Below are 14157 nucleotides of genomic sequence, written 5' to 3'. Positions count from 1 at the left end.
ACGCCACCTGTACGGGTGGCTTATAGAAACAAGCAATAGAGAATAGACCATGAGCAATAAGGTTATCCTTGTTGTTCTAGATGGACTGAACTATCAGGTAGCCCGTGATTGCATGGGCTACCTGAACGGCCTTCTAGAACTAAGCAATTTGCAGACAAAACAGAGCACTTCGCAGAGCACGCAAAAAAACAAACTGCGCGCCACGCTTTACCCTGTGCAATGTGAGCTGCCATCTATGTCACGCCCGCTGTATGAGTGCATTTTAACTGGGGTTCGCCCTGTCGAGAGTGGCATCGTTAACAACCAAATCGTGCGTTTATCGAATCACGAGTCGATCTTTAGCTTGGCTAAATCGCAGGGCAAAGTGACGGCTGCTGCGGCATATCATTGGGTGAGTGAGCTGTATAACCGAGCGCCGTTTGACGCTGTGCGTGACCGTTTTACCAACGATGAAAGCATGAACATTCAACACGGCTGTTTCTACCATTGGGACCACTACCCAGATGAAGCCTTGTTCTTGGATGCAGAGCACTTGCGCGTGACTCATCAGCCTGATTTTTTACTGATTCACCCAATGAACATTGACGACATGGGACACAAGCATGGGCTGGATTCTCGCCAGTACCGTAATAGTGCTCGTGGCGCGGATATTTACCTATCAAACTATCTTGAGAAATGGGTAGACGATGGTTATCAAGTGATCATCACCAGTGACCACGGCATGAACAATGACTTGTCTCACGGTGGCATTCTGCCTGAAGAGCGTGAAGTGCCATTCTTTGTGATTGGCGATAAGTTCACACACCAAGCCTGTTCAGTGAAACAGACCGATATCTGCGGCAGCGTCTGTCAGTTACTCAACCTTGAACACGATAAATATTACACTCAGGAATTGTTGGCCTTATGAGCAGTTCTGTAATCATGCAGAGCGATGGCTCTGCGCTTAAACCCAAAACCAAATCTTTGTTTCAACGCTTCAAGCCCGCTTTGTGGCTTGCGCCTTTCGCGCTGTTCTTCTACCTGTTCCAACTGGCACCTATGGTTTGGGTGCTGATCAACAGCTTCTTCTATGACGATGAGCTCTCTCTAGAAAACTATTCTGAAGTCTTCGATTCTGCCTTCATGATGCAGGCTTTTGGCAACAGTTTATGGTTGTCGATTTGGTCGAGCATTGTTGGCTTGGCAATCGCGACTCTGTTGGTCTCTTCATTGCGCCGTGTTGATTCTAAAATCCGTGATGCGGTGATTGCCTTCACCAATATGAGCAGCAACTTCTCTGGTGTGCCTCTGTCGTTCGCATTCATCATCATCTTGGGCACCAATGGTGCGATTACCTTATTGCTCAAGCAGTATGGATTGCTGGGTGATTTCGACCTTTACGGCAAGTGGGGCTTGCTGGCGATTTACATCTACTTCCAGATCCCATTGGCGGTGTTGTTGCTCTATCCAGCGTTTGATGCTCTGAGTGACGACTGGCAAGCAGCTTCGGCACTGCTTGGCGCGAAAACTTGGCAATACTGGACCAAAATCGCGCTGCCTGTGTTATCTCCGGCTTTGTTCGGCACCTTCATCATCTTGATTGCTAATGCGATTGGCGCCTATGCGAGTGTGTATGCGTTGACCTCGGGCAACTACAACGTGATTACGATTCGAATCGCGAGCTTAGTATCGGGCGACTTGTTCCTAGAGCCAAACCTAGCCGCTGCAATTTCCGTGATTCTGATGGCGATGCTGGCCTTCATCACAGTGATTAACCAATGGCTGATCAGTAAAAGCTACGCAGGGAAGAGAAAGTAATGAACACCGTAAATACTCGCTTTCATAAAACGGTTGTCTATTCGATTGTCGGCATCATGATGATCCCGATCTTAGCGACCTTTATCTACTCGATCTCTTCTCGATGGGGCGCAACGATCCTGCCGGATGGCTTCACGTTAGATTGGTACATCAACCTGCTGACCGATCCTCGCTTCTTGCAAGCCTTTGGTCGTTCACTGTTTATCTGCGTGGCGGCACTGTCATTGAGTGTGGTGTTGGTCTTACCTGCGATTTTCGTGGTGTTTTACTATTTCCCGAAACTCGACAAGGTGATGAATATCCTGATTTTATTGCCGTTCGCAGTACCGCCAGTAGTGTCATCGGTTGGTTTACTTCAATTGTATGCAGACAGTGAAATCTCACTGATAGGCACGCCGTGGATTTTGATTGGCACCTACTTCACCATCGCGTTGCCATTCATGTATCGCGCGATTGCCAACAGCTTTGAAGCGATTAACTTGCATGACTTGATGGACGCAGCACACCTGCTCGGCGCAAGCACCACCAAGGCGTTCTTATTGATTATTCTGCCAAACCTTAAGAAAGGCTTAATGGTGTCGCTGTTCTTATCGTTTTCGTTCCTATTAGGCGAGTTCGTGTTCGCCAACATCTTGGTGGGAACACGCTACGAGACACTGCAAATCTACCTATACAACATGCGTCAAACCAGTGGTCACTTCACGTCAGCCCTTGTGATGACGTACTTCCTGTTTATTTTCTTACTGACTTGGTTGGCAAGTCGTTTCAGCCAGGGAACAAAATAATGAGCTATGTAAATGCGAAAAACCTCACTAAGAGCTTTGGTGACAATACAGTGTTTGAAGACATTCAATTTTCCATCGAGAAGGGTGAATTCATTACTCTGCTTGGCCCAAGTGGCTGTGGCAAATCGACTCTGCTGCGCAGCTTGGCTGGCCTGAATCCTGTCGATGGTGGCGAGATCTGGGTGAACGGCGAAGAGATCACCCACCAAGTGCCGCAACAGCGTGGTATCGGCATGGTGTTTCAATCTTATGCGCTGTTCCCGAACATGACGGTTGAAGGAAATATTGCCTTTGGCCTGAAAATGAAAAAGCTTGCTGCTGATGAGATTAAGCGTGAAGTGGCGAAAGTGATTGGGCTGGTGGACTTAACGGGCAAAGAGAAGTTCTACCCGCATCAGTTATCGGGCGGTCAGCGCCAACGTGTGGCCTTGGCAAGAGCTTTGGTGGTGAAGCCGCGTATTTTGTTGTTGGATGAGCCGCTTTCTGCGTTGGATGCGAAGATCCGTAAACACCTTCGCCAACAGATCCGAGATATTCAAAAAGAGATGAACCTGACCACGATCTTCGTGACCCACGATCAGGAAGAAGCGATGATCATGTCTGACCGTATCTTCCTGATGAACAAAGGCGAGATCGTCCAAGCCGGTACGCCTGAAGAGATCTACACTCAACCTGCCAATGAGTTCGTGGCAGGGTTCATGGGGCACTACAATCTGGTGCAAGCAAATAAGGCTAAGCAGTTGTTCAATATTGAAACCGAATGGAAAGTGGCGATTCGACCTGAATCTATCTATGTTAAGGAGCAAGGTCGACAGTATGGCGAGCATATCTCCGCGCCGAAAACGGGCACCATTCGTAACCACCAGCTCTTGGGTAACGTGATTCGCTACCAAGTGGACGTTGATGAGTGCGAATTAACGGTCGACCTACTTAACCGTTCCTCTGAACGACTGTTGGCAAATGGCAGCCAACTTGAACTCCTGTTTAACCTTAACGAAATTCAACCTGTGAGAGCCTAAGATGTTCAAACCTTTGTATGTATTTGATATGGATGAAACGCTGATCAATGCCGATGCAGCGATGCTCTGGAATGAGTTCTTGGTTGAAAAGGGCATTGCCACAGCGCCCAACTTTATTGAAGAAGATAAGCGCTTAATGGGCTTGTATTCGGAAGGCAAACTGAACATGGAAGATTACCTCACGTTTTCCATGCAGCCTTTGGCCGATATGCCAACAGAGCAAGTCACCGCATTGGTGGAAGAGTGTGTTGAACAGCATATTTTGCCTAGACAGTTCAAGCAGTCGAAACCTTTGATTGAGCAGCTTGAGAATGATGATATCGACATGTTGATCATCTCTGCCAGCGTGACTTTCTTGGTGGAAGCTGTGGGTCGCAAGATTGGTATCGAGAATGCACTCGGTATTGATTTGATTGAAAACCAAGGCCGTTTTACTTCTCAAATATCAGGTGTGCCAAGCTACCGTGAAGGTAAAGTCACCCGTTTAAAAGAGTGGTTAGACAATCAAGAAACTAACTACTCAGACATTCACTTTTATACGGATTCAATCAACGACTTACCTTTGTGTGAACACGCTGATTTTGCTTACCTAGTAAACCCATGCCCGCGTTTGAAAGCACTGGCTGATCAACCGAATTGGTCGATTTTAAACTGGGATTAACGTGAATCCTATATTCGAATTAGCTTCGTTTTAGAACTTATCAAGCCGCTGACTACAGCGGCTTTTTGATTCGTATTATTCTATTTCTAGTTTGTAACCTATCCCGTAAATGGATTTGATGTAGTCACATTTTTCATTTATCGAGACCATTTTTTTGCGTAAGTTTTTAATATGGCTATCGATAGTGCGATCACTGACCACTCTTCTATCGTCGTAGATTTTATCAATCAATTGATCGCGACTATAAATGCGGCCAACATTTTGATAAAGAAGGTGCAAAAGCCGAAACTCAGCTGGCGTTAAACTTAGCTTAATACCACATAGGACGGCGGTCATACTCAATTCATCAATATCAATGGCGTTCGTTGTTGACGTGGCTTGGGACTTGTTGGAACGGCGCAAAATATTTTTCACCCTCACGACTACTTCTCTCGGGCTGTACGGCTTACATATATAATCATCTGCACCCAATTCAAGCCCAACGAGTCGATCGATCTCTTCGACCTTGGCTGTCGCCATAACCACTGGGATGTCACTGAACGTTCTCAGCTCTCGATAAATATCCAACCCGTCTCTATTGGGTAGCATGAGGTCGAGAATAATGAGTTTAGGCGATGCTTGCTTTACCCAGTCAATGACAAGGTTACCATCGATAATATGATGACTTTCAAGGCCAGAGTGCTCTAAGTACTCACACAGTACACTTGCTAATGCAGGCTCATCTTCGACGACTAAAATCACGATTTTATTTCCTTTGGTAACGCTATGATGATTCGTAGTCCACCCAATTCTGAGTGGTCGGCAGTAATGTGTCCTTGGTGCGCTTCAACGATATTTTTACAGATAGATAAGCCAAGTCCAGAACCGCCACTTGAGCGACTGCGCGATTTATCAACGCGGTAAAGCCTCTCAAATAAACGTGGAAGTGATGCATCAGGTACACCTGGATCACTGTCTTCAACGTTGATAATAATACTATCACTAATGTCGGTAACATCTATCGATACATGCCCATTATCGCTAGTGTATCGTGCGCTATTTTCCAACAGATTCACAAACAGTTGTGTCAGTAATCTCTCATCACACGAGGTAAACAGTGGGGCTGAATGGTCATAGTGCTTTGTTAATGTGATGTTTTTTTGTTCTAAACGGATCGAGTTTTGAACGATCACAGAATCAATCAGTTTATGTATATCAACGTTGTTTTTAACATTGAGGTTAAATCCGATGTCATACAGGGAGAGTTGGTGAAGATCCTCAACGAGTTGACCCAACGTGATGATTTGTTGATGTAACGAGTCGATGTATTTTGGTTCAGGTGATCGAATACCGTCTTGTAGCGCCTCTAGTTCACTTCTAAGCACGGTGATAGGCGTTCTAAGTTCATGTGAAATATCTGATAACCACTGTTCTCTAAGTGTTTTCTGTTTTCTTAGTGTCTCGACAACACCGTTGAATATTCCGATGAGATCAGACAATTCATCATTGCCGCTTTTTTTAATGTAGAAATCGAGATCGCCATTTTCGATAGATTTGGCACCTTTCGACAAAGCACGCAATGGTTTCAAAAATCGCCTAACAAGAAACAAAGAGATAAGGAATGAAAGTAACACGGTAATCGATGCGATAGTGCTTACATGCGTCGTTTGTTGTTTGAAAAAGCTTTCTGCTAAAGGCCCTGATATTTTATCCATCTGGACGATAGAGATATACCCAATAACTTGATCATCCAGTGTTATTTCGACTAGCGCTTGATGCTGACCATCTTCAAGGTGATGTAGGTTTTCAGGCGGTCCAATTATGGCTCGCCCGTCTTGATCTAAAATGTTGAGTCGTTGCCAAATAGGTTGAAGGCCTGGCGCTTCCGGCTCTCTTAATGGTGGTGGCGATGGGTGTCTGTCACGAGGATGTGGTCGTGAGGGGCCGCCAATGCTACTGGCGATTAAATGTGGTTCACGCTCTAGCCGCCTCCACTGTTCGGAAGGTGAGTAATATTGCTTTAAGTTATTGGCGAGTTCTTGAGCTAGGGCAATCTCATTATTATTTGTGAAATCTTGGAGCCCTCTTTGAAAACTGGAGTTAATAAAATAGGTCAGTACAAAGAGCATGGTCACGCACACCATTAGTATTGAAACAAACAGTTTGGTGAAAATTGATATGCGCACGTTCTCTCCAGAAATTAAAGTGAATTAAGACGATAGAGTGAGTTAAGACAATAAAATGAGATAAACCAATATTAGCCCTCGATCGTGTGGGAAATATGGACATTGATTTCTTTATTCATCTTAGGCCATGTATAAGCACTCTTTTGTTAGAAATGAATAGCGAGCTGACAGGGTGCTATACCCCATCAGCTCGCATTGAATTATCACTATTTTAGGATAACCCTCTAACCATTATTGACGTCTTGGTGGTGGTGGCGGAACTTCCTCTTCCGATAGACCACCGCTTCCATCTGCGTCTAGTTTATCAAAGTCATCGGCGAGTGGACCTCTGAGCTCTTCTAATTGTAACTCGCCATCACCGTTTGCATCCATTTCTTCAAAACTTGGCATTTCTCTTGGACCTTCACGGCTTTCAGCACACGCTTGAAGCGCGAATGTCGATGTCAGTAAAAGTAATGCTGTCGTGATTTTTTTCATAATTTAATTCCTATTCGTAACCAAATATAAGTGTATTTCTTTGACGCAAATAGGTTAGCGATCAAATTAGCAGAGAAAATGGATAAATCTAGGAGATGAAAGTTAGCGTTTAACTTTAATAGGGCATCAGTTCATCAGCTCATCAAGTCAGGTTGTTTAAACCTCCATTGTTTCTACATAGTTTCCACATTTTCTATTTTTATCCTAGTCCACTATTGAACTCATGAATTTAATGCCTTTAGCAATAAAGGCAGAAAGCTATCGTTGGTATTGAAATGGATTATTTTTTAGGAGCCGTAGAATGAAGGCAATGGTAAAAAAATCAGTCGTTGTCTCTTCTACGTTGTTGGTTGCTTCTTATAGTAACGCTGCGCTTTATAGGGTGGTTTTGGAGGAATCACCAGTAGAAACGGAATCGGTGTATGGGGTCGCAGTTGAACCAGAGCTTGGTACAACGGATTGCTTTAGTACCAGTTGTGGTGACACCGACTACGCATTCGCAGGGGAAGCTCAAAATGCAGAACCAGGTTTTTCCTTTAAAGAGGAGGTCCCCTTTGGTATCGATAACACGTTCTACTATTTGGATTATGACGATATCTATAGCTACTGCACGAGCGAACTTGGCTACGCGACTTGTGAAGCTTGGAGTTCTTTATTGTGGTATGGCGATGCAGGCATTGGAGGCTTGAAAAATGAGCGTGATGCGTATTACGGGCTGAGCTATCAGACGAATTCCACGGCTTTTTATGACTCTTACTCATTAAGTGAGATCCCCGATGTTGGCAGTAACCCACCTGATGTGAGCAGTTATAGTTATTCCTTTGTTGATGGAACAGAGGAGAAGGTCATCACTAAAGTTGACGAGAATGGTTTTGTTCTTGGTAACACCAGCAGTGGTTACTACAGTTATAACAACCAATATATTCAGTTGTATAGGCAGCGTGGTTACTACGATACAGGCACTGAATTTACGGTTCTCCAACCTGAAGCCGATACCAGCATTACGATCAGCGATGCTGACGGCGAAGCGAATATAATATCCCAAATGGGAAGAACGATGGCTTTTGACTCTTTCAGTTATGGAGGGGAAAGCTATGTGGTCGGAAGCGCGTCCGTTGCGACTTTTTATTACAGTGATGGATACAAAGATTATGACTCTCCGTACACATCCGACAGTGATGCTGAGGATCTAGATAATTGTATCGATGAAGATATTGAGCCTGCTTTATATCCAGAGTGTCAGAACTTTGCTTTTGCTAATAGAGCTTTTGTCTGGAATATAACCGATGCGAATGGTCCCAATGATGATGGAAACCGTTTTGCAGTATCCGATTGGGAAACCAGTTCGACCTATTACTCTTACAACGATGATGAAGCTTCAGCACAAGCGAGTGTGAGGGCTGCAACGATTTCGTCTAGAGGGACATATAGCTCTTATCCTGTTTTAGTTGGTTACAATACGGAACTAGATGATTCAGATAACTTTCTTATGCAGGCTGCTGTGTTTAGGCCAAGCAGTACGTCAAATTTCAGCGTTTCGGAAAATGCTTGGACGACTACATTTATCGCTAATGCGACGGTAGAAGTTAGTGATTCATACATTCACAGTAATTCTGTCGCAACAGACATTAATGAAAACATGATGGTTATTGGTTATGCAAAACGAGATGGTGATTATCCGTCGGATCGTGTGTCTGATAATCGTATGTTCGTCGCTGATGCGAATGACACAACGCCAACAGCCACATTCTTCGCAAGTTTAGGTGAAGACATTTTCTTTGACAGTGCAGAGGGAAAAGCAAGTGAGATCAACAGCTACAATGAAATCGTTGGCTATGTTGACGCCGAAACTCACGCTGAAGTAGACGGACATGAAAGAAGGCATCGCGGCTTCATTTTCCCTTATAACGACACTGGTACCGATGCTGATAGACGTGCAAGATATAATGATCAAGCTTGGTGGTTAGACGACCTAACTAACGGTGGTGACGACAGTGATGCCAACAACCACTTTAGAATATTGGACGCAACCGACATTAATGACGCGGGTGTTATCTCAGGGACGGCAATACAATGTTTTGCGAGTGAAAGTAGCTCCTCTTCTATGGCTTATGATTCAACCGCACACTTTGCTTATTGTAATGATGGAGTAGGTGACGAGAGGGTGGTGGCTGTAAAACTTATCCCGATATCTGGAGCAACAAGTGAAGACATTGCTGAAAGAAGTGATGATAGCGCTGAAGATGTTGAACGTAGTGGTGCCGGTACCGGGTTATTGGTGCTTATCAGTTTGATGTCCGTGCTTTCAGTTCGCTTGAAAAAATCTCGTTCTGTGATTACCTAAATTGATGACGTGCTCACGAGATAAACAACCTCTATTTGACCATCAACCATCAACCATTAAAGTAATGGGTTAGAGTTGATGGCTCACCCTATGAGAATACCATTGGGATATGAAGCTTTTTAAAAGAGCATCACCTGTTTTGTGATGCTCTTTTTACGTTCAACATACACTTATCTCTTTCTGCTTTAGCCCATAAAGCTCAAACGTAACAATTCAATAACATTCCTTCTTCTTCTGTAAATCAAACCACCACCTTTCAATCCCTTGATAGCACTCACTTTCTTGTCTCGATGGTTTGTGTGTAACAAATATTTTACAAACTGACAGGGTTTCATCGAAATTGCCCATTTTCCTCCACCCATTCCATTATCTCGGCTTGTGGGCCAAATTTAATTAAGGACAAAAAATACACAACACAAAACCAATAGGTACAAGGAGAAAGTTCATGGTGGATACATACAACCCGCTTGGCACGGATGGATTCGAGTTTGTTGAATACACGGCCGTTGACCACAAGGGAATAGAGCAACTTAAAGCGCTGTTTGTGTCACTTGGTTTTGCTGAGATAGCCAAGCACCGCTCAAAAGAAGCTTGGCTGTATCGACAAGGTGATATCAATTTTATCGTCAATGAACAACCACACAGCCAAGCGGAAGCGTTCGCTAAAGTTCACGGCCCATCGGTGTGTGGCATGGCGTTTCGTGTTAACGATGCAACCACGGCAATGACGCAGGCGTCTAGCGGTGGTGGTGAAGAGTACAAGACAGAAATCGGGCCAATGGAGCTGAGCATTCCTGCCATTTACGGCATCGGTGAAAGCCTGCTCTATTTTGTGGATCGTTATGGCAAGCAGAGCATCTATGACGTCGATTTCCGATTCTATGACGATGCGGAACAGCGCATGGCCGAAGCCAATGTTGGCTTGTATGAAATCGACCATCTCACGCACAACGTGAAACAAGGCAATATGGATGTTTGGTCTGGGTTTTATGAGCGTATCGGTAACTTTCGTGAGATTCGCTACTTCGACATTGAAGGTAAGCTGACAGGCCTTGTGAGCCGTGCCATGACCTCACCATGTGGCAAGATCCGTATTCCAATCAATGAGTCTTCAGATGACAAATCACAAATTGAAGAGTTCATTCGTGAATACAACGGCGAAGGTATCCAACACATCGCGCTTGCTACGGATGACATCTACAAAACGGTGAAAACCCTGCGTGATCGCGGCATGGACTTTATGCCAACCCCAGATACCTACTATGAGAAAGTTGACGATCGTGTAAAAGGCCACCGGGAAGATACCGATCTGTTGCGTGACCTACGCGTTCTGATTGATGGTGCGCCGACCAAAGACGGCATCTTGCTGCAAATTTTCACACAGACGGTAATCGGGCCTGTGTTCTTTGAAATCATTCAGCGTAAAGGTAATGAAGGCTTTGGCGAAGGTAACTTCAAAGCGCTGTTTGAATCGATTGAAGAGGACCAGATTCGTCGAGGAGTATTAGACGATGCATAAATGGATCTCGTTTCCTCATCGGGAGGGTGTGTGCTCTAAACAAGCGCACGCCGATTTTCCCGAAGAGGCAATTTATGAGCGAGAGGCGGGCCGAAGTGGGTTCTTCGGCCCAGCGGCTCACTTTCATCACCAACATGCCCCAACAGGTTGGTCGGAGTGGGAGGGTGATCTGCGCCCTCGCGCTTTTGATTTCACGCTGGTGGAAAAAGCCAGCCAGATAACGCCTTGGGCTGTGCCTCATCTTTTGCATAATGCGGACTGCAAAATTCGTGTGTGGCGCATGGACGAGAAGATGGATTTCTTGGTGCGTAATTCCGACGGTGATGAGCTGCTGTTCATTCATCAAGGCAGCGCCGATCTCTATTGTGACTATGGTCATCTAGAGGTGAGTGAAGGGGATTACGTGATGATCCCGCGCTCGACCAACTGGCGTTTAGAGCCAAGCGAGCCGATATTTATCTTGATGATTGAGAACACAGACGCGGCTTACTCCTTGCCAGAGAAAGGCATGGTCGGCAATCACGCGGTGTTTGATCCAGCGGTTCTTGAAATACCATCGATCAACGATCAATTCCGCGCTCAGTATTCAGAAGATCAAACTCAAGTTCAGGTAAAACGCCACGACAAAGTCAGCGTGATCACTTATCCGTTCAATCCTTTAGACGCGATTGGCTGGCATGGTGACTTGGCTGTGGTGAAAGTGAACTGGCGCGATATCAGACCGCTGATGTCACATCGCTACCACTTGCCACCGTCTGCACACACGACTTTTGTTGGCGCAGGCTTTGTGGTGTGCACCTTTGTGCCACGCCCGATTGAGAGCGATCCTGGGGCGTTAAAAGTGCCGTTCTACCACAACAACGATGATTACGACGAAGTGCTGTTCTATCACGCAGGTGACTTCTTCAGTCGCGATAACATTGAGGCGGGCATGGTGACCTTCCATCCGGCTGGGTTTACGCATGGGCCTCACCCTAAAGCCTTTAAGGCAGGGCAAGCGCACAAGAAGAAGTTTACCGATGAAGTGGCGGTGATGATCGATACTCGCCACGCGCTGCAGTTCTCTGATGAACTCGATAGCGTTGAGAACAAAGAATATGTCTACAGTTGGCAAGACACTGGTTTGCAAGAGACAGGTTCTCAAACCATGGCTGACGATAAGAAGTAAGGGACAAGGATGAAATTAGCAACCAAGAAAAATGGCACTCGCGACGGTCTATTGATGGTCGTAAGTAAAGATCTTAAACAATGTGTAGCTGCAACCGAAATTTTCCATGCGATGCATCTAGCGCCAACCATGCAGGTAGCATTGGATAACTGGGACAGCGTGGCTTCTCAGTTACAAGAGTTATACACCTCGTTAAACAACGGGCATGTGACTGGCAGTGAAGTGTTTGCATCTCAGTATTGTGAATCACCTCTGCCACGCGCATATCAATGGGCGGATGGCAGTGCTTATGTAAACCATGTTGAACTGGTGCGTAAGGCGCGTGGTGCTGAAATGCCAGAAAGCTTCTGGGTTGATCCATTAATGTATCAAGGCGGCTCAGATGCGTTTATCGGCCCTTGTGACAATATCGAATTTGCCAGCGACGAGTGGGGCATCGATTTCGAAGGTGAGGTTGCGATTGTGACCGGTGATGTACCGATGGGCGCTAGCGCTAAACAAGCGCACGACTCGATTCGCTTGCTGATGTTGGTGAACGATGTGTCGCTGCGCGGTTTGATTCCGGCGGAGCTTGCGAAGGGCTTCGGCTTCTTCCAGTCTAAACCGTCTTCGGCGTTCTCTCCGGTTGCGGTAACACCTGATGAGCTTGGCGAGCAATGGAAAGGCAGCAAGGTACATCTACCGTTGATATCGACCTACAACGACGCACCTTTTGGATGCCCGAATGCAGGTGTGGATATGACCTTCAACTTTGCAGAATTAGTTGTTCACGCTGCGAAAACTCGCCCACTATCGGCCGGTGCAATCATTGGCTCGGGCACGGTTTCCAATAAGCAAGGCACTGACCATGGCACCTCAATTGCCGAGGGCGGTGTGGGTTATTCATGCATAGCTGAAGTTCGTATGATTGAGACCATCCGCGATGGTAAACCTTCGACTCAATTTATGTCGTTTGGCGATTCGATCAAGCTTGAGATGTTTGATGCGGCAGGTGATTCTATTTTTGGCGCGATAGACCAAAAAGTGAGCCAGTATCGAGGGCTATAATCCACGTAATAGGGTTTCAGTATGAGCGAGAGCATCGTGAACAAGAACATTATACTTTACGGTTACTGGCGCTCGTCCGCAGCCTATCGAGTGCGTATTGGATTGAACCTAAAGCAACTCGACTATGAGTCTAAATCGGTGCATTTGGTACGTAATGGCGGCGAGCAGCATGACCCACAATATCGCGAACTCAATGCCAGTGAGTTAGTGCCTGTGCTGGTGGATGGTGACGTTCAACTCAATCAGTCACTGGCTATTCTTCAGTATCTCGATGAGCACTATTCTTGTGAGAGTAGCCCGGAAGTCTCGCTGATTCCTGAGCAAACACCACTGCGCTATCAAGCACTGGCGATGGCTCAGGATATTGCGATGGAAATTCATCCTCTTAATAACCTGCGCGTGTTGCAATATTTGGAGCGAGAATTGTCGTGCGAGCAAGAGGCGAAAATGGATTGGCTTCGTTACTGGATGAGCCAAGGGTTTTCAGCGTTAGAAGAGAAGCTGGCCAAACACCGAAAAACACACGGTGATTCGGTGTGTAGCCTCACGGATTCACCATGCATTGTCGATATCTGCATAGTGCCGCAGGTGTATAACGCGTTGCGCTTTGATGTTGATATGTCGCCGTATCCGCTAATAAATTCGATTGTCGAAGCGTGTAATCAGTTGTCCGCTTTTATTGATGCGATGCCAGAGAACCAAGCGGATGCGAATGCACCGATGTGAACGTATTGAATTGTTTTTTAATGAACTGGAAACATTATTTGGATGAAGTCTCGTTATAATTACGCTTTGGTATATTTAAAAATATTATGTACTCATTATTTTCAGGTTTAACTTCCAATTTTATGAATATTTATCTAATCTAGCATTAAACGGGCCGAATAAAACAAGCCTCATTATAATTAAATAAGAGGCTTGTAATAGATTTTATATTAGTAGTATTTATTGCTCGATAATATTAGTAATAAACAATACCTTCGCCTTTCGTTATCAGAGTGCCAGCTTCATTGGTGATTATTTTATCTAAATCAAATAATGAACCAATCGCCGCATTACCTAAGCCAGCTTCGGCTTTGTTGCGTAATTAAATTTAAAGATAGAACAACCCCGTTTCGCGTATTTCTTAATCAATACGACAAGTTTCAGGCATACCCAGGGCAAGATTACGAAGC

At 45.4% G+C, this 14157-nt stretch carries 13 protein-coding genes and 1 pseudogene; 10 read left to right on the top strand and 4 right to left on the bottom strand.

The window, feature by feature from the left end; genetic code table 11:
• Positions 1 to 49 precede the first annotated feature (49 nt).
• The 5 genes from AB4209_RS09230 to AB4209_RS09210 are packed head-to-tail and all read left to right on the top strand — an operon-like array spanning position 50 to position 4262.
• Positions 50 to 907: an alkaline phosphatase family protein gene (locus AB4209_RS09230; RefSeq protein WP_372055638.1), complete on the top strand. Its 858-nt coding sequence runs from the start codon at positions 50 to 52 to the stop codon at positions 905 to 907.
• The gene (locus AB4209_RS09225) at positions 904 to 1797 is read left to right on the top strand and encodes an ABC transporter permease (RefSeq protein ID WP_372055636.1); all 894 of its coding nucleotides are present in this window, start codon (positions 904 to 906) and stop codon (positions 1795 to 1797) included. Before AB4209_RS09230 ends, AB4209_RS09225 begins: the two co-directional genes overlap by 4 nt.
• Positions 1797 to 2582 (top strand): ABC transporter permease, encoded by a 786-nt coding sequence (locus AB4209_RS09220; protein ID WP_372055634.1) that lies wholly within the window; start codon positions 1797 to 1799, stop codon positions 2580 to 2582. The genes AB4209_RS09225 and AB4209_RS09220 overlap by 1 nt, the downstream gene beginning before the upstream one ends.
• The gene (locus AB4209_RS09215; protein WP_017061235.1) at positions 2582 to 3601 is read left to right on the top strand and encodes an ABC transporter ATP-binding protein; all 1020 of its coding nucleotides are present in this window, start codon (positions 2582 to 2584) and stop codon (positions 3599 to 3601) included. The genes AB4209_RS09220 and AB4209_RS09215 overlap by 1 nt, the downstream gene beginning before the upstream one ends.
• A 1-nt stretch (position 3602) precedes the next feature.
• A complete protein-coding gene (locus tag AB4209_RS09210; protein ID WP_102248759.1) occupies positions 3603 to 4262 on the top strand; it encodes an HAD family phosphatase in 660 nt (219 codons plus the stop codon).
• Positions 4263 to 4337: 75 nt separating this feature from the next.
• On the opposite strand, the gene AB4209_RS09205 is transcribed toward AB4209_RS09210, so the two are convergent.
• The 3 genes from AB4209_RS09205 to AB4209_RS09195 form a co-directional block, all read right to left on the bottom strand.
• Complete coding sequence (locus AB4209_RS09205; RefSeq protein WP_372055632.1) at positions 4338 to 5003, bottom strand: response regulator; 666 nt, start codon at positions 5001 to 5003, stop codon at positions 4338 to 4340.
• Positions 5000 to 6370, bottom strand: coding sequence for an ATP-binding protein (locus tag AB4209_RS09200; protein ID WP_065584490.1), 1371 nt, complete (start codon positions 6368 to 6370; stop codon positions 5000 to 5002). The genes AB4209_RS09205 and AB4209_RS09200 overlap by 4 nt, the downstream gene beginning before the upstream one ends.
• Positions 6371 to 6658: 288 nt before the next feature.
• Positions 6659 to 6904 carry a hypothetical protein gene (locus AB4209_RS09195; protein ID WP_010432281.1) on the bottom strand — a complete coding sequence of 82 codons (246 nt, stop codon included), beginning with the start codon at positions 6902 to 6904 and terminating at the stop codon, positions 6659 to 6661.
• 301 nt (positions 6905 to 7205) lie between these two features.
• Here AB4209_RS09195 and AB4209_RS09190 point away from each other — a divergent pair, with 301 nt between their 5' ends.
• The 5 genes from AB4209_RS09190 to maiA all read left to right on the top strand — a co-directional run bounded on the left by AB4209_RS09190 (position 7206) and on the right by maiA (position 13708).
• Positions 7206 to 9248 carry a DUF3466 family protein gene (locus tag AB4209_RS09190; RefSeq protein WP_372055630.1) on the top strand — a complete coding sequence of 681 codons (2043 nt, stop codon included), beginning with the start codon at positions 7206 to 7208 and terminating at the stop codon, positions 9246 to 9248.
• Between the two features lie 445 nt (positions 9249 to 9693).
• Entirely contained in the window at positions 9694 to 10767 is a 1074-nt protein-coding gene (hppD, locus tag AB4209_RS09185) for a 4-hydroxyphenylpyruvate dioxygenase (protein ID WP_372055628.1), read from the top strand.
• On the top strand, positions 10760 to 11935 hold the full coding sequence (locus tag AB4209_RS09180; protein WP_372055626.1) for a homogentisate 1,2-dioxygenase: 1176 nt from the start codon (positions 10760 to 10762) through the stop codon (positions 11933 to 11935). The genes hppD and AB4209_RS09180 overlap by 8 nt, the downstream gene beginning before the upstream one ends.
• Positions 11936 to 11944: 9 nt before the next feature.
• Entirely contained in the window at positions 11945 to 12982 is a 1038-nt protein-coding gene (locus AB4209_RS09175) for a fumarylacetoacetate hydrolase family protein (RefSeq protein ID WP_372055624.1), read from the top strand.
• Positions 12983 to 13003: 21 nt separating this feature from the next.
• A complete protein-coding gene (maiA, locus tag AB4209_RS09170) occupies positions 13004 to 13708 on the top strand; it encodes a maleylacetoacetate isomerase (RefSeq protein ID WP_372055622.1) in 705 nt (234 codons plus the stop codon).
• Positions 13709 to 13943: 235 nt separating this feature from the next.
• Here maiA and AB4209_RS09165 read toward each other — a convergent pair.
• Positions 13944 to 14054, bottom strand: a pseudogene (locus AB4209_RS09165) (carbamate kinase); the annotation flags it as partial.
• Positions 14055 to 14157 lie beyond the last annotated feature (103 nt).

The organism is Vibrio sp. 10N.286.48.C11, from assembly GCF_041469805.1.
GTDB classification, from domain to species: domain Bacteria; phylum Pseudomonadota; class Gammaproteobacteria; order Enterobacterales; family Vibrionaceae; genus Vibrio; species Vibrio crassostreae_C.
Note: the sequence above shows the minus strand (reverse complement) of the source record. Positions and strands in the feature narration are given on the sequence as shown.